Source organism: Methylocella silvestris (assembly GCF_002891535.1).
In the GTDB taxonomy this organism is placed as follows: Bacteria; Pseudomonadota; Alphaproteobacteria; order Rhizobiales; family Beijerinckiaceae; genus Methylocapsa; species Methylocapsa silvestris_A.
Map to the genome: position 1 here is coordinate 87,349 of NZ_PDZR01000007.1, position 19,653 is coordinate 107,001.

General features: G+C 66.3%; 12 protein-coding genes, 1 tRNA gene and 1 pseudogene. 6 read left to right on the top strand and 8 right to left on the bottom strand.

What is annotated here, in order from left to right; genetic code table 11:
- Window positions 1-29: 29 nt before the first annotated feature.
- The 6 genes from CR492_RS08420 to tagH form a co-directional block, all read right to left on the bottom strand.
- A complete protein-coding gene (locus CR492_RS08420; RefSeq protein WP_102843306.1) occupies window positions 30-1,907 on the bottom strand; it encodes a serine/threonine-protein kinase in 1,878 nt (625 codons plus the stop codon).
- Window positions 1,904-2,692, bottom strand: a complete 789-nt coding sequence (locus CR492_RS08425; protein WP_102843307.1) for a PP2C family protein-serine/threonine phosphatase — start codon at window positions 2,690-2,692, stop codon at window positions 1,904-1,906. Before CR492_RS08425 ends, CR492_RS08420 begins: the two co-directional genes overlap by 4 nt.
- A 5-nt stretch (window positions 2,693-2,697) precedes the next feature.
- Complete coding sequence (gene tagF, locus CR492_RS08430; RefSeq protein ID WP_180982478.1) at window positions 2,698-3,369, bottom strand: type VI secretion system-associated protein TagF; 672 nt, start codon at window positions 3,367-3,369, stop codon at window positions 2,698-2,700.
- Between the two features lie 5 nt (window positions 3,370-3,374).
- A complete protein-coding gene (gene tssM / locus CR492_RS08435) occupies window positions 3,375-6,809 on the bottom strand; it encodes a type VI secretion system membrane subunit TssM (RefSeq protein WP_102843309.1) in 3,435 nt (1,144 codons plus the stop codon).
- A gap of 104 nt (window positions 6,810-6,913) precedes the next feature.
- A complete protein-coding gene (gene tssL / locus CR492_RS21360) occupies window positions 6,914-8,398 on the bottom strand; it encodes a type VI secretion system protein TssL, long form (RefSeq protein ID WP_102843310.1) in 1,485 nt (494 codons plus the stop codon).
- Between the two features lie 87 nt (window positions 8,399-8,485).
- Window positions 8,486-10,090 (bottom strand): type VI secretion system-associated FHA domain protein TagH, encoded by a 1,605-nt coding sequence (tagH, locus tag CR492_RS21115; protein ID WP_245412018.1) that lies wholly within the window; start codon window positions 10,088-10,090, stop codon window positions 8,486-8,488.
- 277 nt (window positions 10,091-10,367) lie between these two features.
- Here tagH and CR492_RS08455 point away from each other — a divergent pair, with 277 nt between their 5' ends.
- The 5 genes from CR492_RS08455 to trmD all read left to right on the top strand — a co-directional run bounded on the left by CR492_RS08455 (window position 10,368) and on the right by trmD (window position 16,842).
- Window positions 10,368-13,541, top strand: coding sequence for a caspase family protein (locus CR492_RS08455; protein WP_180982479.1), 3,174 nt, complete (start codon window positions 10,368-10,370; stop codon window positions 13,539-13,541).
- Window positions 13,542-13,638: 97 nt separating this feature from the next.
- Window positions 13,639-13,713, top strand: a tRNA-Val gene (locus CR492_RS08460).
- A 279-nt stretch (window positions 13,714-13,992) separates the two neighbouring features.
- On the top strand, window positions 13,993-15,426 hold the full coding sequence (locus tag CR492_RS08470; RefSeq protein ID WP_102843313.1) for an aspartate aminotransferase family protein: 1,434 nt from the start codon (window positions 13,993-13,995) through the stop codon (window positions 15,424-15,426).
- Between the two features lie 8 nt (window positions 15,427-15,434).
- On the top strand, window positions 15,435-16,034 hold the full coding sequence (gene rimM / locus CR492_RS08475; protein WP_102843314.1) for a ribosome maturation factor RimM: 600 nt from the start codon (window positions 15,435-15,437) through the stop codon (window positions 16,032-16,034).
- Between the two features lie 112 nt (window positions 16,035-16,146).
- A complete protein-coding gene (gene trmD / locus CR492_RS08480; RefSeq protein ID WP_102843315.1) occupies window positions 16,147-16,842 on the top strand; it encodes a tRNA (guanosine(37)-N1)-methyltransferase TrmD in 696 nt (231 codons plus the stop codon).
- A 21-nt stretch (window positions 16,843-16,863) separates the two neighbouring features.
- Here trmD and CR492_RS08485 read toward each other — a convergent pair.
- Window positions 16,864-17,985: pseudogene (locus CR492_RS08485) on the bottom strand (glycosyltransferase family 2 protein); the annotation flags it as partial.
- A gap of 263 nt (window positions 17,986-18,248) precedes the next feature.
- Here CR492_RS08485 and CR492_RS08495 point away from each other — a divergent pair.
- Window positions 18,249-18,683, top strand: a complete 435-nt coding sequence (locus tag CR492_RS08495; RefSeq protein WP_102843318.1) for a hypothetical protein — start codon at window positions 18,249-18,251, stop codon at window positions 18,681-18,683.
- Window positions 18,684-18,810: 127 nt separating this feature from the next.
- Here the strand turns inward: CR492_RS08495 and CR492_RS20465 are convergent, their stop codons facing one another.
- Entirely contained in the window at window positions 18,811-19,575 is a 765-nt protein-coding gene (locus CR492_RS20465) for a phosphoribosyltransferase (RefSeq protein WP_146030215.1), read from the bottom strand.
- Between the last annotated feature and the right edge of the window lie 78 nt (window positions 19,576-19,653).

The following is a 19,653-nucleotide window of genomic DNA, read 5'->3' on the forward strand; positions in this document are numbered from 1 at the left end:
AGTTTGTGATGGGGCGTTGCCACGCGAACCTACTTCTCGACTTTGAAAGTTCGCACGGCTGCCGCGAGGGTCAGTCCGCTGCGCTCGGCTTCCGCCAGGATCTGCGGAAACAGCTTCGCCGCTGGCGCGCCAGCGGGCGTCAGTTTCAGGGCCGGCAGCGGTTTGGCGGCAGCGATCGCGATCACAAGCTGCAATTTGCCGGCGCCTAGCTCTGCGCCGGGCCGCGTCGTGAACGCGGGCGAATTGTCGCGCGCCGCGTGAAGGATCGACGCCGGACGCGCGAGGCCGTCGTCGCCGACGATGAGAATGCTCGCCTCGCGTCCGTCGGTCCCGGCGACCGAGCCTGAGATTTGCTGGCCCGCGCGCAGCACGGAGACTGCAATATCGAGTTTGATCGCCGCCGCCGGCGTATTGCGCAATTCGTTCAGGAAGGAGATTGCCGGGCATTGGCCAGGCGCAATCTGCCTGACGCCAATGTCCGTCTCGCGGCCGGCGGTCTGCCGGAGAGCCTCGTCGAGATTGCGGAAGGGCGCCGGGGATAGCCCAAATCCCTCGATCGCCGACGCGTTGTCGGCAAGAACGATGGGTTTGGCAAAGAAGCACTCGCCGCCGTCATATTGGCCAAGCGCCTTGGTGAGCGCCGCAAGGGATGCGCGGCGGGCAGCCTCGGTCGCAGAGTCGGGCGGGGCCGCCGGGACGATGCGGTCGGGCTCGACTGTGGCGAGGTTCAGCGGCGCAAGGCCAGGCCTGACCGGGCTGAGGTCCGCGGGCGCGGCGGCGGCCTGTGGGCCCGACGCGCCGGGATTGTCGTCGGCCGGCGGCGACGCCTTTGCCGCGCCGGCCGGCGGCGCGCTGTCGTTTTGCAGCAGCGGCGCCGGACGCTCGACGGTCTGCGGCGGACGCAACGCCTCATACAGGGTCGGGGTCGCGGCGGCGAGCGCGATCAGGGCGAGCCCGCTGACGACCGCCGCAACCCGGGCGAAAGTGATTTTCAGCCCTTGTTTCGGGAGCGGGAGCGCGGCTGCAGCGCGGGCCCGCGCACGCTGTGGCATAACCGTCCCCGCCTTCCAGGCGGCGACCTCGGCCATCGAGGCCGGCCGATCCTCCGGGTTCGGCTGCAACATATGTTCAATCAACGGCCGCAGCCGTTCGTCGATGGGGCCGAGTTCAGGCACCCTGCGACGCTTCTCGATGACGTCGACATGGTTGCCGCCCATGTCTATCGGTCCGCTGCGCAACGCCTCGGCGAGCACGAGTCCCAGGCTGTAGATGTCGGATTTCGGCGTGATTTCGCCGCCGTAGAGGCCGAGCTGCTCGGGCGAGACGTAATTATATTTTCCGGCGAAGCCCGCACCGATCACCGTTCCCTCGTCGTCGAGCCGTGTCGAACGGGCGATGCCGAAATCGATGATCTTGGCGCGGCTCATATCGCCGCCCGGAATGATGATATTGTCCGGCGAGACGTCGCGATGGACGATGCCGCGTTCATGCGCGGCGTGGAGCCCCGAGGCAATGCGCTGCATCAGCCGGTAGACCGCCTCGAAGGCGAGCGGGCCGCCACGCAGCATCGCCGAGAGCGACTGCCCGTCGACATATTCCATCGCGAGATAGGGCCGCTCCAGCACCGGATCGACCGTGAATACGTAATAGCGGACGATGGCCTCGTGATAGAGGTTGTGCAGCGCCGACGCCTCCCGGCGGAACAGCGCGAAGGCCGCCTCGGCCTCGGCGAGATCGGAGCGGATCAGCTTGATCGCGACGACGTCGCCGGTCTGGATCGAATGGCCTTTGTAGATTTCGCCCATGCCGCCGGCGGCGATCGGCTCATCGATTTCATAGATGCCGTTGAGCTGCGTCCCGGCCGGAATGATCGGCCGGGTCGACCCGAAGGTCGCGGCATGATTCATCGCGGCGTCCAGCGCGCCTTCGGCGCCCCATCCTGGGTGAAGACGATGGTCGATCCCATCGGCGCGTAGCGGGCGACGACGACGGTGACATTGTCGGAGGCGCCGCGCTCGAGCGTGAGCGCGACGAGCCTGTCGCAAGCGGTCTGCGGCGGATTGAGCCGCACCAGATCGAGGATTTCCGCGTCGCTGACATGCGTCGTCAATCCATCGCTGCAGATGATGAAGCGGTCGTCCTTCTGTAGCACGCCTTGAGCGATTTCAAGGTCGAGCTCATGATAGACTCCGACGGCGCGCGTGATGACGTTGCGCCGCGGCCAGGTCTGCGCTTCCTCGGCCGTCAGCACGCCTTCGGCGATCAGTTCGGCGACCTCGGTATGGTCGCGCGAAAGCTGCTGGATCTTTCCCTGACGTACGAGGTAGATGCGGCTGTCGCCGGACCAGACGCAGGCGTAATAGCCCTCCCAGGCGAGCACGGCGGCGATGGTCGCCCCGATGACGATGCCGCCGCGCTCATCGGCGATTTCGAGCAGCCTGTCATTGGCGCGCGCCAGCTTGTCGCGGCAGCGCTGCAAGAGGTCGGCGACCGACGCCGGCTCGGCGACAGTGGCAAGCTGTTCGACGACGATCGAGCTTGCGAGCCGCCCCGCCTCGTGCCCGCCCATGCCGTCCGCAACGGCGAAAACGCCGCGCTCCGGCGCCAGCAAAAAAGCGTCTTCGTTTTCGAGCCGCACCTTGCCGACGTCTGAGGCGGCGCCGCTTTCGAACTTCGGCGAAATTTCTTTCATGGCGCTTATCCGGGTTGCGTAACCGTTTGGAGCGGGGCGTCCGGCGCGGCCGTTTCGGGCGGGCGCCGGCTCAGCATATCGGCGAAGGCGGCCTCGGGCGGCATGCCGATCTGCGCCAAGGCGAGCGGCGGGAAGGCTGGCCCGCCGATCGTCCACCAGAAACTCGCCTCATCCGGCGCGCAGTCCTGCAGCTCCGCGCGCATTCGCGCGAAGGCGCCGGCAAGCACGCCAGTGTTTTCGTCGGGCGCGGGAGACGCGCAAAGGGTCTTGAGCCGCGCCAGAAGGGCCGGTAAAGGCGTCTCGAGATCCAGCGCGTCGAGCAGCAATTGTTCGACGCTCGCGAACCAGAGTTCGCGGGGATCGACGTCGGGGGGATCAAGCCTCTCCTCCCCCGCGGCGGCGCCGATCAGCGTCAGCGGATACATGCGGCCGAGCGCGTCGACCGAGGGCATGAAAGCGCCGATGAAGGCCTCGCCGCAGAGCGCAGGGCCAAGCCAGAACCGCCAGATCGGCGCGGAATTGAAGGCCTCGGCCCATTCCTCCTCGGAACCGCGCGCGTGGCCGAAGGCGAGGCCATGCTCGATCCACGGCTCCCACAGCCGCAGGAAAGCGCGCGGCGCCGAGAAGGCGATGAAATCCCGCTTCGAGGGCAGTTTGCCATAAAGGCCGCAGCGCATGGCGATCAGCTCCCGCCGGGACAATGAAAGGCGCGCAATTGGGCGATGTTTAACGGCCGCATCCCGGCGGCGGGATTGGCCGGCGTCGAGACGAAGCGGAAGGCGAGGTCGCGGCCGCCGAGATTGAAGGTCGCCTGCGTCCCGTCCGCGTTCAGCTTCGCCGTATCGAGCAGACGGTAAACCGACCAGACGCCCGATTGCAGCAGCATCGGCGGGCGCGCCGCATTCGATCGCATGGTCAACAGCGTGCGGTGATTTTCGGCGCTCCCCGGCCATTGCACGGCGGTCGCGCCCTGGCTGCCGGTGATCAGCGTCGCATCGATTTCGAGCCGGACGCCGCTGACCGGGGGTGGCGTGACGGTGTAGGAGAACGCCGGCGCGGAGGGGTCCGAACCGAAAAAGGCGGCCCTGATGTCGGCGGCGATCTTGAAGTCGGCGAGGGCGGAGGGCGCGAACTCCTTGGCCAGCGGACTACCGTCGCGCCATTTCCACTGCGGCCCGCTGGTGTCGGCAAAGGCGACCACATAGCTTCCGAAGAATTGGTCGATGAGACCCTTCGGCCCGAACATGCGGACGAAATCGTCGAGTTCGACGTCGCGCTCGGCGTCTTTCGCAAAGGGGTAGCGGCCGCCGATCTTCTCCTGGCAGGTGAAAGTCACTTGTTCGCGCAGCTTTGCCACGGTGCGCGCGACAGCGGAAAGCGTGACTTCGCGCAAGATGTCGGAGGCGGTCTGCTCCATCATGCCCGCGAAGGGCGGCGGCAGAGCGGCGGCGTTGGTCTTGAGCCGGCCGACGCCGCTTTCGATCCGCTCCGCGATCTCGCCGGACGGCGCATTGGTCGCGAGCCGGCTCAGATTGACGCGGATCTCATTCAGCTCCGACAGCGTCCGATCGATCGGGCGCTGTCCCGGATCGCCCTCGACAAGCTTGTGATAGGGCGCGAGCGCCGCCTCGATCATCTGCGCCGGCGTTTTGCCGTCGGCGCCGACGACGGCCATGGCCTCGCCCTCGACGCTTGCCGATTTGGTCGGCGCGTCGCCGTCGCTCGTCGACAATTGCGTCTCGTCGCGAATCGATTCCAGAAGACGGATGAATGGCGAGGTGACTGAGGAGGCCGCGGTCAGCAACGGATAGGACGGACGCTCGACCGTCAGTTTGCGTATTTTGAGCTTGCCGATCGCCTCGCGCCAGGCGTCGATGAAGCTCTTCGCATAGGCGTCGACGAGATTTTCGCGCAGATGATCATATTGGGCGGAGATCTCCACCGTCTCGCCGGCCGCGCCGAGCACCCAGCGGTCGCGCGCCATCTCCTCGACCACGGACGGCAACGCCTTGACGAAGCCCTCATATCCGCTCCTCGTGAGGAAATAGGGAACGCTGATCGCCTCGATCGAAGGCTCGAAGACGAGGAGAGCGCCGGCGCCGCCGACCTTGGCCGCCGACCAGTCCGCCCGCAGCAAGGCCCTGGCCCGCGCCGCCATGATGCGCAGGGCGCGATCGGCGACAGTCTCGCGCGCCAGCGCCGCCTGCGCCTTCTCGACGAGCGGCCCGTTGAGCTGCACGAAAGCGCCATGGCCGGTCTCAAGATCGAGCATGGCGAGAAGGTGCTGCTCCAGCTCCTTGCGGCCCTCGCTGTTCTTGGGGCCGGGATAGAGCGTCTCCGACCAGTCGCGCTGCATCCAGTTGACCAGCAGCTGGCGGTCCACGGTCTCGAGGCCGCCGAGCATCAGATAGACTTTCAGGGCGTCGAACAGATTGGCGGGATCATTGGCGCTGGCCTCGATCTGCTCCTCCAGCCGATAGACGAGGCGGGGGCGCAGCATGCGTTCGAGACCGACGCCATAAGCGCTCGCCGCCGCCGAGCGCAGCCGCGCCGTCTGGTTGAGACCGAGGCCGCCGGAGATCTGCTCGGCGTCGGAATCGGCGTAGCCGCCAGGCAGATAGCGCAGCGCGTGCAGCGCCGGCAGGGCCTTGGCGAGATCGCGGTCGCTGACGACGTCGGCCTCGCCGACCCCGCGCGACGCCGCCGGGTATTTTTGCGCCGCTTCGACGGTCTGGCTGATACGGTCGACATTGCGGGCGTAGCTGACCCACCAGGCGCCGATCAGCAACGGCGCGGCGATGATGAGGCTTGCGAAAGCGGCCATCTTGACGATCCGGTTGCCGCGGCCGGTCGAGACCCAGCCGGCTTCGCCGATGACGACTTTCTTGATGAGGTCGGTCAGGAAGAAACTCTTGCCCTGGCCCGAGTAGACGGGCGTTCCGACCGCCTCGGCGCCGAATCCCTTGGCGAGCGCGCCGAGCAGCTGGTCGATCGGCGTGCCCTGCTGCGTGCCGGAGGTGAAGTAAAAGCCGCGCAGGGCCGCCCGGATCTTGTAGCGCGCCGGATCGAAGATGGCGTCGAGGAAGCCGATGACCGGCCCCTGCAGCGCGGCCATCTGGGCCGGAAAGCCGAAAGCCAGCACACGGGTCGCGGGGTCTTTCTCCTCGTCGAGCCGGTTCTGCGCGATGCGGCTCAAGGGGTCGAGCAGCGCCTTGAACTCGAAAGGCGCCTCGGCGAGCATGGATTTGCCTTTGTCCATGGTCGCGAAGGTCGCGCCCCAGACCTGGCGCCGGCCGGCCTCGTCGAGGTCGCCGAAAAACTCCATGAAGCCGATCAGGAGGTCGGCCTTGGTGAAAACGGCATAGACGGGGAAGTCGACCTTGAGCCGCTGATGCAGTTCGACCAGTCGGGACCGGATCGCCGCGGCATGTGCGGCGACTTCGTCGGCTGGCAACGTCAAAATATCTTCGAGGCTGATCGCGACGAGAACGCCATTGATCGGCTGGCGTGGGCGGTTTTTCTTCAAAAGGTCCAAGAAAGCAAGCCAGCTTTTCTGGTCCGCCCGCGCGTCGGAATCCTGCGTCGTGTAGCGCCCCGCCGTATCGATCAGCACGGCGTCCTCAGTAAACCACCAGTCGCAATAGCGCGTGCCGCCGACGCCCTTGACGGCGCCCGGTTTGACGCCGCCGGCGAGCGGGAATTCGAGCCCGGAATTGATCAGCGCCGTCGTCTTGCCGGAGCCGGGCGGCCCGATCAGCACGTACCAGGGCAGGTCATAAAGGTAGTTCGCCCGTCCGCCGCGGCCGCGCAAAACCGAGAGCGCCTCCTTCATGCGCTCGGCGAGCACGGGGGCGTCGCTATCCTCGGCGGCGAAACCGTCGGCGGTGAGGCTTTGCGCGATCCGCGCCGCGCCCTTGCGGCGGCGATTGAAGCGGTAAAGGCCGGCGCCGCCGATCAGCGCGAAGATGACGGCGATCAGCGCCGCGCGTGGAAGCGGCTCCTCGAGCGGATGGGCGCCCTGCAGCGGGATCAGCGGGGCCGCGAGCCAGATCAACGCGCCGAGCGCCAGGGCGCCGATGACGCTGATCGAGAGGCGGAGCCAGAATTTCCTGTTCATCAAACCCCGCCTGCCGGATCGATCGCGTCGTCTTTAAAAGGTAGCGAAAACGCTTTGTTGAAACTGAATTGAGAATCCCCGCTCGTGGGACCGCCGCCGCCCGCTCAGTCGCTGCGCGGGACGACGATCTCGACCCGTCGGTTCTTCGCTCGGCCCTCAGGCGTATCGTTTGGGGCGATCGGCGCGTCGGCGCCCTTGCCTTCGGTCTCCACGCGTTCGGGATGGGATAGTGATTGCTTCAAGAGCGCTCCAACGACATTGGCGCGTTCGAGCGAGAGCTCGAAATTGGAGGCGAAGCGCGCGTTGGAGATCGGCGTGTTGTCGGAATGGCCGATCACCCTGACAGCGCCGCGATCGTCGTCGAGCGCCATCGCGATATACATCATCAAGGGCTTCACATCGTCGAGCATCGTCGACTTACCGGGCTGAAACAGCGCCCGGTCCACGATGCGGATGACGATCTGATTGGCGGTGGCGTCGACGCTCAAGGCGCCGGACTGGATATTCGGCGCGAGCACATTGCGGACATGGTCGAGCTGCGAGGCCTGCGCCGGGCTCGGCGGCGGCGCCGGCGGCGGAGCGACGGCGACCTTGCGGCCGATCGCGACCGGCGTCAGCGGGTTCAGCGCGCCGACGCGCTGCGCCGCCGCTTCCGCCTCAGCGCCGAGCGAGACGCGAAACCAGATGAAGGCGCCAAACAGCACGAGGCCAACGAGGCCGGCGGCGGCCCAGAACGGGACCCGCAGGCGCACCGCATGTCCGGCGAGCGGCTGCCCCTGCCAGCGCGGCGACAAAGCGGCGGGCGGCGCCGGCCCGTTCTGTTGCAGAAGATCGCGGAGGCCGGCGCGGACCGTGTCGATGGCGCTTGCCGCCGTCGCCGGCCCTGCGCCGGCCTGACGGCCGCTCGGGAAAGCCAGCGCCAGGCAGGCGTGAAACAGCTCAAGCAGGAAATAATGGGCGCGCGGGTCCTCTTCCACCCGGGCGAGCTCGTCATAGAGTCGTCGCCCGGCGCTGGTCTCGCCGAAGAAACGCGTCGTCAGCCCGGATTGCGCGGCGCCGCCGCGCTCGTCGGCCGGCAGATTGGCGAGCACCTCGTCGGCGGTGGCGCAAAGCACATATTTGGCGGTGTTCGCCTCATCCGGCGCGACGCCGGCCCCGATCATGTCGCGATCGCATTTTTCGATCGCGGCGGCGATTTGCGCCGTCAGATTATGTCCCGGCGTGCGGACCAGCGCGGTGCGCAGACGGCCAAGCAGCAGCAGGAGCGGCCCGGCCGCCTGCAGGATCGGATTGGCGTTGGGCGCGATGAGATCGCGCCCCTGCGTCGCGGCCTTGCGCGGCGGCGGCGCGGCGTTTGGCGCCGGCGCCGGCTGGCCAGGCGCGCGGCGCCCGCCCGGGTTCGGCCGAAAGACGGTGCGCTCGTCGGCGAAGGAAACGACGGTCATATCGGCGGGCGCCTGCGGCGCGGATAGCGACGCCCCAGCCGCGGCGGCGGGGTTTTGCGCCGCCGCGCGCGGCGGCATCGGCCGGAAAATCGTCCGGTCGTCGCGCGCTTCCGGTTCGGGCGGAGCCTGGTCCTTATCGCTCATCGCGCTGTTGCTGCCCTTTTTTCGCCTGGCTGCAAGGCGGCGGCCCGCCGCATGGCCCGCCTGCCGCCCGCCAAAGCGCCTCCCAATTCATTTTGTGTCTTTTGCCTGATCGTAGCATTGCGCGAAATAGAGCATGAAAGCATCGACGAGTCCGTCTTCATGGCGCAGGGTTTTCGCCTGCCAGCGGGCGAGGTAGAGATCCCACAGCCGCGCCTTGTGGCCGCCGAGCAGCGCCGCAAGGCCGGATTCCTTACCGGCGACGTCCTCGATCGCTTTGGGGTCGAGGTCCTCGACGAGCATGCGGACGGCCTGCTGCATCGCCGCGAAAGTGTTGACCTGATGCGTCTTGAGATCGGTAAAGGCGCCCTCGAAGGCGCGCTTTGCGTCGAGATAGCCGCTGGTGCGCGGCCCGAACATGATTTTCAGGGCATCTTCGGGCGTCGGCGCAAATTTGAGCGGATTATTGTCGAGCGCCTGGATCATCGTCTGGCTCGATGTGCGGGCGAATCGCTTGGCCTTGAAGCGGGCGCTGAGCAATTGCGTCAGGTCCTCGACCGAAAGGCGCATCAGGGCGCCGAGATCCTCGGCCACCTTGAGGCTGTTCTGACGCGCGAAAATATGGTCCGGAATGCCGGCGCCCTTGGCGAAGCTGCGCAGGAAATCCTCGGCGGTCGCGACGGCGGAGGCCGCGGGCGCAGCGACAGCGGCATGCGAGGCCGCCGCGCCTGAGATCTCGGGCTCGATCGTCTGCGAGGGGCCAGAGGGCGCAAAATCGCGGAGGGGATCTGGCTCTGATTCGGCGAAGGCGGTTTGCGGCGGCCTCTCGGGCGCGAGGGCGTCGATCGGCGCGGGCGCGGCGCGCTCGCCGGCCCCCCAGGCGAGGGCCTCCTGTTCGCGCAGATCAAGCGACGCCGCCTCCGATTCACTCGCCTTTTGAGCCTCGCCAGCGAAAGCCGGGGGAGCGAGAGATTCGAACCAGGGCGATTCGGCGTCCACGGCCTGTGGTCCCGGCGGCTCGCCGTCAAACTGGGGCGCCGCCGGGCTCGATGTGTCCCGGCTCGGCGTGGGCGGGGGGAAAAAGCCGCGCGCCCTGACCATGGTGAAGGGCTTGCCGGCCGTCGCTGCCGCGTCGCGGGCGGCGCTGTTGATATCTACCCTCGCGACGACTTCTTCCAGCGGGGCCGGGCTCGGCTGGCGGGGCTCCGGCGCAAAGGGCTCGGGCGGCGCGGCGGGCGGCTCAAAGCGCGCAATCCCGGACGCCGTCTCGACGGCGATCGCATGCGCGATCTGGGCCTTTATGTCCGCCTCCGCGCCGGGCTCGAACGGCGCAAAGACGGCGCCGCTCCGGGGCGCCGGCGTTTCCGGCTCGGACTCCGCGTCGAGCGCGACCGCGATGATATAGGAGCCGATCGCCAGCCGGTCCCCGTGGCGCAGCCGGTGCGGCGCCTGGATCCGCCGCGTGCTGTCGTTAAGGAAAGTCCCGTTGGTGGACAGATCGTTCAGCCAATAGGCGCCCTCGCGAAAGCGCACCTCGCAATGGCGCCCCGAGATGAACCGCGTCGGGTCGGGCAGCGACCATTCGGCGTTGGCGGAGCGGCCGATGTCGACGCCCCGCCCGTCGGTCAGCCTGACGCTCACCGGAGCCCCGTTCGGCAGGCTCTGTTCGTTTTCGATCGTCAGGGTCAACGTCATTTCAGCCTCCACGCACGCGCAATACCTTGGGAACGCCTCTTGTTTTCAGTTGCCCGGACAGTATGAAAACGCTTCATTCGGCATAGCCCAAATGAGCGATTTGCGCCACAGCATCGCCATTATCCCGCTGGCATCCGTGCGCGGCCGCACGCGGCGCCCGCGCACGTCATTGTCTAAAGTCTAGACTGAACCTATGTTAGCGTCGACTTTTTACCGGCGCGGCGGGGGCGCGGCATTGGGGGCGGGCGCGACCGCTCGCGCGCGAGTTTGGTCGAAGATGCAAAGCTCGCTTAAGGCCCTGATCGTCGTCGTCTGCGGGCTTCTCGCCCTCGCTGCGGCGCCTCTCGACGCGGCCGCAGCGGAGCGTCGGGTCGCCCTCGTCATCGGCAATTCCGTCTACAAGAATTCCGCGCTGGATATTCCCAACGCGCGCAACGACGCCGAGGATGTGGCAGCGGCGCTGAAGGCGCTGGGATTTGACGTTCTGCTTGAAACCGACGTGGATCTCGCCGCCGCAAGCAAGGCCATCCAGCAATTTGCGCGAATGTCGGTCGGCGCCGATGCCACGCTGTTCTATTTCGCCGGCCATGCCGTGCAGTATCAGGGCCATAATTATCTGTTGCCGGTCGACGCCGAGGTGAAGGACGAGATCAGCCTCCCCTTCGAGACTATCGCCGTCGACAATATCCGGGCCGTGCTCGATCGGTCGAACGGCGTGAAAATCATGGTGCTCGACGCCTGCCGCAGCAATCCGATCGCCGACCGCCTGGCGAAAATGGCGAGCGCTGCGCCCGCGATCGACCCCAGCGAGCGCACCCGTGGGCTGGAGCGGATCGATAAATCGGAAGGGATCATCGTCGCTTACGCGACGTCTCCCGGCGATGTCGCGCTGGATGGCCAGGAGCGCAACAGCCCCTTCACCAAGGCTTTCCTGAAGCGGCTGAACGAGCCCGGCCTCGAAGTCGAGATGATGTTCCGGCGCATCGCCAATGACGTGCGCGAGGCGACGAGCGGGCGCCAGCGGCCCGAAACCTATGTCTCCCTCGTCAATGAATATTACCTCAACCAGACGGACCGGGTCGCCTGGGAGAAGGTGAAGGAAACCGACGATCCCGCCGCGCTGCATGATTTCGTCGAGCGCTTTCCGTCTTCTTTCTACGCCATCGAGGCGCGCTATCGTCTCAAGGCGCTGGAGCGGGCGATCGCCGAGCAGAAGGCGCGGGCGCTCAAGGAGGCGGAGCTTGCGCGCCGTGAAAAGGAAGTTGCGGCGCAGGAGGCCACCGCCCGGCTCAAGGCCGATGAGGCCTGCCGCACGGAGCGCGCCGCGCTGACGGCGACGTCTCCGCGCGATGCCGAGGCTTTGCGCCGCCTCTCGGCGAGCGCCTGCGCGGAGGTCAAGGTCGCCGCGCAAAAGCGGCTCGCCGAACTTGAGGCGGACGTCGCCGCCGAGGCCGAGGCCTGCCGCCGCGACGAAGCGGCCCTCGCTGGCCTCAGCAGCGGGCGCGACGTCGGCGCCCTGCGGACGTTGATGCGCGAGACGTCTTGCGCCGCGGTCAAGACATCGGCCGCGGCGCGGATCGGCGCCCTCGAGGCCGATCTCGCCAAGGCCGCCGAGATCTGCCAGCGCGAGGAATCCGAGCTGAAGGACCTCGTCGAGCGCGGCGACGGAGCCGCTCTTGAAGGCTTGCGCAGCCGATCGAATTGTCCCGCGACTCTGCCGGCGATCGCGCAAGGGCTGCGGACGATCACAGCGGCGGCGAAGGCCGCCTGCGAGCGCGACGGGGCGGCTTTGCAGGCGATCCCGGAGCGCGACGCCGCCTCGCTGCGCATCTTTCTCGCCCGCAACGTCTGCGATCCGGTCAAGGCGAGCGCCCAGACGCGGCTGCGCGAGCTCGAAACTGTTCTGGCGCGCGAGGAGGCGCAATGCCGCAGCGAGCAGACGTCCTTGAAGGATCTTGTCGCGCGCGGCGACAGCGCTGGCGTCGGGGAGCTTCGCGCGCGAGCCCAGTGCCGGGCGGCGGTCGCCGCCGCAGAGGCCGCCTCGCGCGAGATCGCCGCGGCGGCCGACGCCGCCTGTGCGCGTGACAACGCCGCGCTGAATGCGCTGGCCCCCCGCGACGTTGCGGCCCTGCGCTTGCTTTCCGATCGCTCAAGCTGCGGCGCCGTCAAGGCGGCGGCGACGCAGCGTCTCGCGGCGGCGGAGGCGGCGCTGCGGCAGGAGGCGGAAGCCTGCCAGCGCGATGAGGCGCAGTGGGCGGAGCGCGCGGGTTCGGCCAATCGCGCCGATATTGAAGCCTTCGCGAAGGGCGCCGAATGCGCCGCCGTAAAAGGCGCCGCCGAACGCAGGCTGGCCGAACTCGGCGCGATCTGCAAAAGCGACGCGGCGGCGCTCGCGGCGCTCGGCGCGCGCGATGCGGGCGGCCTCTCCAGCTTCATCGGCGCGGCGCAATGCGATGAGGTGAAAGCGCTTGCCAAACAACGGCTCGCCGGGCTCGAAACCGTTCTGGCGCGCGAGGCGCAAGCGTGTCAGCGCGATGAAGCCCTGATGAAGGACGTCTCGAGCGGCGACCGGGAAGCTTTGACGGCGCTGCGCCAGCGGGCGGAATGTCCAAGCGTCCGCGCCACGCTCGATCGCGAGCTGGCCGATCTGAAACAGGCCTGCCAACGCGAGCAGGACGCCTTCAGCGCCATCGGCGCCGGCGACGGCGCGGCGACGAAAGCCTTCATCGAAGGCGCTGTCTGCGGGGACGTCAAAACCGCCGCGCTCGCCAAACTCGCGCGCATTGAGGCCAATGAGGCCAGGGCGGAAGAGGCGTGCCGGCGCGAGGACGTCGAACTGACGGCCCTGAAAACGCAAGGCGCCGCCGCGCGGGACCAGCTCGACGCATTGAAAGGCCGCCTCACATGCGCGCGGCTGCGGCCAGACGTCGAGGCGGCGCTCCGGCTGCTTCCCGAGCCGGCGCCCGTCAACACCAGGCCGCAGATCCGCGCGGCGCAGAGTGAGCTGCAACGGCTCGGCTGCCTTGGCGCGGTCGAGACCGGCGCGCTCGACGGCAAGACAAGGGCCGGCTTCGCCCGTTATTTCGAGGCCAAGGGAGAGGGCGCCCCGTCGGCGTCCGAGCTCAAGGTGACCGACGAGGTTCTGGCGAAGCTCGAAGGGGATAAAGCCAGACTCTGCCCGCCGGCCGATGTCGCTAAGCCGGTCAAGCCCGCGGGCCGCTCCAGGAAAGACCTCGCGCGCGTCCCGCCGGCCGAGGAGCCGAGCCAGAAGGCCGAGCCAAGGCCAGCGCGTGAGAAGGCGGCAAGGCCGGCTCCGGCCGAGCGTCCCGTCCGCGTCGCGAAGCCGCAGCCCGAGCAGCGGCCGCGTCCACCGCCCGCTTCTCCTCCGGCCCAGTCGACGGCGAATAAGGCCGGGGGACATTCCGCGTCCCCGCTTGGCGTCGGATTTTAGCACGCCCGCTTTCGTCGCCCCGAGCCCGATTTTTGCGGCTTGCGCCCATAGGTTCAAGCCGATATACCGTCGCCGAAGCTGGCCCTTGCGGGCGGCGGGGCGCGTAGCTCAGCGGGAGAGCACTACGTTGACATCGTAGGGGTCACAGGTTCGATCCCTGTCGCGCCCACCATTTCGGTTGCAAGGCGCATGCAGGCGATTCCCGCGCCATGCGTCGGATTGGTTTCGTGAGGAAAGCGCCCGGCAAAAGCTGCAACCCGTGGGGCGGCCAAGCCGCAGCGAGGCGAACTTTTCCGCAGCATGGAACGGACTTTAAGCTCGGCCGTTTCCCTGAGGCCGAGCCCCCCGCCGTTGCGGCCGTCCGCCGATCCGTTTATCTCTCCCCGCGCTGGGCCATGCAGCGTAAATTGGGCGCTGGCGCGAGCATCGCAGCCTTCGCGGAGCTGTCACTGTGACGATAAAAGCGTTTCCGGAAACGAAATCCCTGCCCGCGTCGCGGCGCTTCGACATCGCCGCCCTCGCCGCCGAGCGCGAGGGCGAGCGTTACGCGCTGCACTCCCGCTACATGAATGAAATGATGGTCCGCGTCTTCCAGACGATCGGGACCGACGTCGGCTTCCAGCGCGGCGAGGGCCAATATCTCTATGATGGCCGCGGCGCGCGCTATCTCGATCTTCTGAGCGGCTGGGGCGTCTTTGCGGTCGGACGCAACCATCCGCTCATTCGCGAGGCGCTGGAGAGCGTGCTCGCCGCCGAACTGCCCAATCTGGTGCAGATGGACGTCTCCGTCCTCGCCGGCCTGCTTGCCGAGCGGCTGCTCGGCTTCGTCCCCTATCTCGAAAAAGTGTTCTTCGCCAACTCGGGCACGGAGGCGGTCGAGGCCGCGCTCAAATTCGCGCGGCGCGCGACGGGCCGGACCGAAATCATCCACTGCGGCCACGCCTTTCATGGCCTCAGCTATGGCGCTTTGTCCTTGAACGGCGACGCCATCTTCAAGGATGGCTTTGGTCCGCTGCTGCCTGGCTGCGTCGAGGTTCCGTTCAACGATCTCGCAGCCCTCGAAAAAGCGCTCGCCAGCGGCGACGCGGCGGCTTTCATCGTCGAGCCCATCCAGGGCAAGGGCGTCAACATGCCGGACGATTGGTATCTGCGCGACGCGGCCGCGCTGTGCCGGAAATATGGCGCGCTGTTCATCGCTGATGAGATCCAGACGGGTCTTGGCCGCACCGGGCGTTTCCTCGCCGTCGAACATTGGGGCGTCGAGCCCGACATGGTGCTGATCGCCAAGGGGCTGTCCGGCGGACATGTGCCGGTCGGCGCCGTCCTGACGCGCAAGCATGTGTTCGAGAAGGTCTTTAACCGCATGGACCGCGCGGTTATCCACGGATCGACCTTCGCCAAGAACGATATAGCGATGGCGGCTGGTCTTGCGACGCTCGAAGTGATCGAATCCGAGCGGCTGATCGCCAACGCGGAGCGGCTCGGCGCCCGGCTCCTCAAAAGCTTCGCGGCGATGGAGCAGCGCTACGAACTCGTCAAAGCTGTGCGCGGCAAGGGATTGATGATCGGCCTTGAGTTCGGCAAGCCGCAATCCCTGAAACTGAAGGCGGCGTGGGGGGTCGTCGAGGCGGTCAACCCCGGCCTGTTCTGCCAGCTGATCACGCTGCCCCTGTTCGAGCAGCACAAGGTTCTCGTCCAGGTGGCGGGCCACGCCAGCCATACCGTCAAGCTGTTGCCGACCCTTGTCATCGACTCTGCCGACTGTGACTGGATCGAACGCTCCTTCGACGCCGTCATCGCCGACAGCCATCGCGTGCCCGGCGCCGTCTGGACGCTCGGCAAGACGCTCGCCGATCACGCCCTTAAAGCGCGCGCGACGAAATAGGACCGGCGATGGATCGGCAAATTCCGGATCGGAAAACATCGGACCGGCTCGTGCTGGTCGGCCGGTTCGGTGCTCCCCATGGCGTCAGGGGCGAACTGCGGCTGCAGAGCTTCACGGAAAATCCGGCCGCCATTTCATCCTATGGGCCGCTGACCGACAGGGCGGGAGCGAAAGCCTTCTCGATTTTGGCCGCGCGCGCGGTCAAGCCCGCTCTTTTTGTCGTCAAGCTCAAAGGCGTCGACGACCGCACTGCCGCCGAGACTTTGACCAATGTCGAGGTTTTCGTCGCGCGGGAAAAACTGCCGGAAGTCGCTGCGGACGAATTCTATCTTGCCGATCTGATCGGCCTTGAGGCGCTCGACGTCGCGCGGGCGCCTTTTGGCCGCGTGAAAAATGTCCTTGATTTTGGAGCTGGCGATATTCTCGAGATCGAACCTGTTGGCGGCGGCGAGACGCTGCTGCTGCCTTTCACGCGGCAGGTCGCGCCGGAAATCGATCTCGCCGCGGGCTACATTGTGATCGATCCGCCGGCCGAACGCGCGGCTCCGGCGTTTTTGCAGGACGACGATACGGAGGCCGCGGCGTCGCCGCCGCCTTCCGCCTCATAGAGCGGGATGGCGAAAAGTGGATTCCGGTTTTCCGCCCGCATGCCGCTCTACGTTGTTGAAATCAATTTATCATGGACCGATTCTGTCCATGAGTGCGATCTAGCCGACGCCGATGTGGCGCGCTTCGATCTTCACCCTGTTTCCTGGCATGTTTCCGGGTCCGCTCGGCGCCTCGCTCGCCGGCGAGGGGCTTTCGCGCGGCGTGTGGGCGCTTGAGACGCATGACATCCGCGACCATGGCCTTGGCCGCCATCGCGCTGTCGACGATAGGCCCGCGGGCGGGGGCCCCGGCATGGTCATCCGCGCCGATGTTCTCGCGGCCGCGCTCGATTCCGGGATCGCGGCGGGCGATGGCCGTCCGCGCCTGCTGCTCAGCCCGCGCGGGCCGAGCCTGCGCCAACAGCGCGTGCGCAGCCTCGCGCAAGGGGAGGGCGCGATCCTGATCTGTGGCCGCTTCGAGGGCGTCGACGAAAGGATCATCGCGGCGCGGGGCCTCGAGGAAATTTCGATCGGCGACTATGTCCTCTCTGGCGGCGAGCTTGCCGCCATGATCGTGCTCGACGCTTGCGTCAGGCTTTTGCCGGGCGTGATGGGCAAGGAGGTCTCGGGGCTCGAGGAAAGCTTTGAAAGCGGCCTGCTCGAATATCCGCATTTCACCCGCCCGCGCGAATTTGAAGGCCGCGCGATCCCGGAAATCCTGCTATCGGGCGATCACGCCCGCATCAAGGCCTGGCGCGAGGCCGAGGCCCTGCGCCTCACACGTGAGCGGCGTCCGGATTTGCTTGCGGCCGATCGCAAGCCGCGCTGAAGGCTTTGGGCGGCCGACGGCCTAAGACGTCGCCGGACGCCGACGGCGGAGCGGCGCGAATTGGAGGTCCGTTCGCTTACGCGCGCCAAGGCGCGCCGTCGCGACGGCGAGCGCCTGGGACTTGTTCCAGGAGCTTCTGGCGAGGCCATGCTCGGTCTTGTGCCAGTGGAACGGCCGCATGATGAGGTCGTAGAGAGCGGCCCAGGAGGCCGCTGATATCAATAGGTAATAGGGCGCGAGCAGAGGCAGGAAGAGCCACAGCCGCAGCAGCTTGCGCCGCTTCATGCCCAATAGAGCGATCCAGACGATTGAGCCGGCGCCGAAGGCGGCGACGGAAAGCCAGAGCGTCGCCGCGACCGCTGAAACAATTCCATCCGGGCGCGGCGCCCCGAAGCGCGCCAGATCGAGGATCGTGACGCCGGTCAGGAGAGGCCAGAGCAGCGGCCCGACGACGAGATTGATCATCATCAGCGCGTAGACCGCCACGCCGGACCAGCCAACTTCCCGGCGCAGCGCCGCCGGATTGCGGCTCAATGTAATGAAGGTCTGCATCCAGCCTTTCGACCAGCGCCGCCTTTGCGTGAGCCACGCCTTGAGTTCGGCTGGGGCTTCCTCCGACGTCGTCGAGACGAGGGTTTCCGAGTGATAGCCGAGGCGGTTCAGCCTCAGCCCGAGATCGGCGTCCTCCGTGACGTTCCAGGGATCCCAGCCGCAGATCTGGCGCAGGACGTCGGTTCGAAAATGATTCGACGTGCCGCCGAGCGGAATCGGCAGCCGGAGTCCGGCAAGACCATGGGTGAGGACGTCGAACAGCCCGGCATATTCGATGGCGAACAGCCGGGTCAGCCAGGAATCCTCGACATTGTCGATCGCGAGTTGCGCCTGCAGGCAGGCCGTTTGTGGTGGCGCGCGGAGGAAGCGCTCGGCGGCGTCGCGCAATTGCCGCGGGGCCGGAATATCCTCCGCATCGAAGATCGCGACATAGGCTCCAGCGACCAGCGAGAGGGCGATATTCAGCGCACGCGGCTTCGTCCGCGGCCAGCCATGTGGCGCGACGACGATCTCATAGATCGGCGGCAGATCCAGCGCCTCCAGCGCCTGCCGCGTTGACTCATCGTCCTCCTCGATCACCAGCTTGATGTCGAGCTTGCCGTGCGGATAATCGCGGCATTAGGTAGCAAGCTCACCTAATTCATTGGCTGATCTTTTGCGGCCATGCGCTATAAATTTGCGCCCCGGTCCCGACGAGAACTAAGGCGGTTCCGATATACGCTCGAATTTGCGTGAAATGCTCTGCTGCGATCTCGGCATAGCCGGACCATCTGGCAACGGTCGTAGGCAAGCTAAAGCCCACGAGAATCCCGGCGCAAGTTAGCGCCAACCCTGCAACGGCAGCCCATCTTTTCATGGCAGAGCCTCAAATCGTTAATACGCTTCGCTCAAAGCGTGATGAGCTAGAGCGCATTATAGCCAGCTATGAAAAGGCAATAGACGCCGCCCGCTGTGATCTCTCGCACGTCAACGCGACGTTACAGCTATTCGAGCGGGGGGCGGATCCCAAGGCCTATCCGAGTCGGATGAGCATCATTCGTTTGTTCAAGCGCGGAGAAGTTTTCGCGCTGTGCAAGGAAGCTCTGGCGGGCACTCCCGAAGGCCTCGACACGCGGGAACTGGCGCTGGCGGTGCTTCAAGCCAAGGGGATGGATGCCGGCGACGCCGTGCTGCGCAAGGCCGTCGCGTACTCGATCATCAATGTGATGAGGCAGCAATTCAGGCGGGGGCACGTCCGGGGTGCTGAAAAGAAGCGGGGCGTTCGGGTGTGGTTGGCGAATTGCCAATAAGCGGCAATGCTTGTCATCGTTCCACGGACACGAACGCTAAACCGTCATGCCTCGGGCCCTAGCGGCTAGAATCCGAGGGTTGATTCCCCGATGGCCTTTTGCGTCGAGGGCCTTCTTGGCAAGATCATTACACTGCCTGAGCTGCTGCTTCAGCAAAGCGATCTCCGAGGCGCTGAAGTGCGAAGTCCCCGGCTGACCCGTCAAGCTCCGCTTCAGCCCATTCGAGGAGTCCGGCACCTTCCCCTTCTGTGATACATTTGATGCCATGACCGACTTCCTTTAACCAAAACTCATCCAATGGGACGATTCCGAAGCGTTGTCCTAAAGCGAATAACGTCTCCGAACTTATTCTAAGAGACTGGTCCAGTCCATTACGGTGCGCTAACGCAGTCGCCGCTATTACCGTTCCTCCGGACCTGACTATGTAACTTCGCAGTGACGACAAGGTACCACCGTTTGTGCAAACGTCGTCAACTAAAATATAGGCACAATCGCTGAACACCTCGCCACTGAAACAAGGCTGCCACAAATATCGAGGAAATTTTCTTAGTTTCGTTCGGCCCGGCCTAGCAATTTCAATGATTTCCCCATCAAGTTCGCTTCCGAGCTCCGCAGCGACCATTGCGGCCAGCGCGAAAGGGAGGGCATTTCCAACGCCCGGAATGCCTGTCGCAGAGCGAGTCGAGACGTCAAATTGAGGATGGGGGACAACGATGCGAGAGACTTTTCCTGCCCCTAAGAGGTGATCGACGAGGCGGTCAATCACACGTTCATTTGTGCAATCCGCGACAATGTCTGCCGCTGCGGCTGTGTCGTAATGCTGTTTTGCTTGTGTGTGTCGTTCGATAAAGGGCTCTGCCGCCTCCGGCGAACGGCCGTATGTGCCGAGCATTCTTCCAAGCGTTGCATGTACGTAGACGGTCGCGCAATCGCCGCTGGCCCACGGCTCGCGGGGATGTTTCCCCACTTT

Bases quoted from the DNA above. Each gene is read 5' to 3' on its own strand.
- CR492_RS08420 (WP_102843306.1), bottom strand. From the start codon at position 1,907: ATGAATCATGCCGCGACCTTCGGGTCGACCCGGCCGATCATTCCGGCC.
- CR492_RS08425 (WP_102843307.1), bottom strand. From the start codon at position 2,692: ATGAAAGAAATTTCGCCGAAGTTCGAAAGCGGCGCCGCCTCAGACGTC.
- tagF (WP_180982478.1), bottom strand. From the start codon at position 3,369: ATGCGCTGCGGCCTTTATGGCAAACTGCCCTCGAAGCGGGATTTCATC.
- tssM (WP_102843309.1), bottom strand. From the start codon at position 6,809: ATGAACAGGAAATTCTGGCTCCGCCTCTCGATCAGCGTCATCGGCGCC.
- tssL (WP_102843310.1), bottom strand. From the start codon at position 8,398: ATGAGCGATAAGGACCAGGCTCCGCCCGAACCGGAAGCGCGCGACGAC.
- tagH (WP_245412018.1), bottom strand. From the start codon at position 10,090: ATGACGTTGACCCTGACGATCGAAAACGAACAGAGCCTGCCGAACGGG.
- CR492_RS08455 (WP_180982479.1), top strand. From the start codon at position 10,368: ATGCAAAGCTCGCTTAAGGCCCTGATCGTCGTCGTCTGCGGGCTTCTC.
- rimM (WP_102843314.1), top strand. From the start codon at position 15,435: ATGGATCGGCAAATTCCGGATCGGAAAACATCGGACCGGCTCGTGCTG.
- trmD (WP_102843315.1), top strand. From the start codon at position 16,147: ATGTGGCGCGCTTCGATCTTCACCCTGTTTCCTGGCATGTTTCCGGGT.
- CR492_RS08495 (WP_102843318.1), top strand. From the start codon at position 18,249: ATGGCAGAGCCTCAAATCGTTAATACGCTTCGCTCAAAGCGTGATGAG.
- CR492_RS20465 (WP_146030215.1), bottom strand. From the start codon at position 19,575: ATGCTCGGCACATACGGCCGTTCGCCGGAGGCGGCAGAGCCCTTTATC.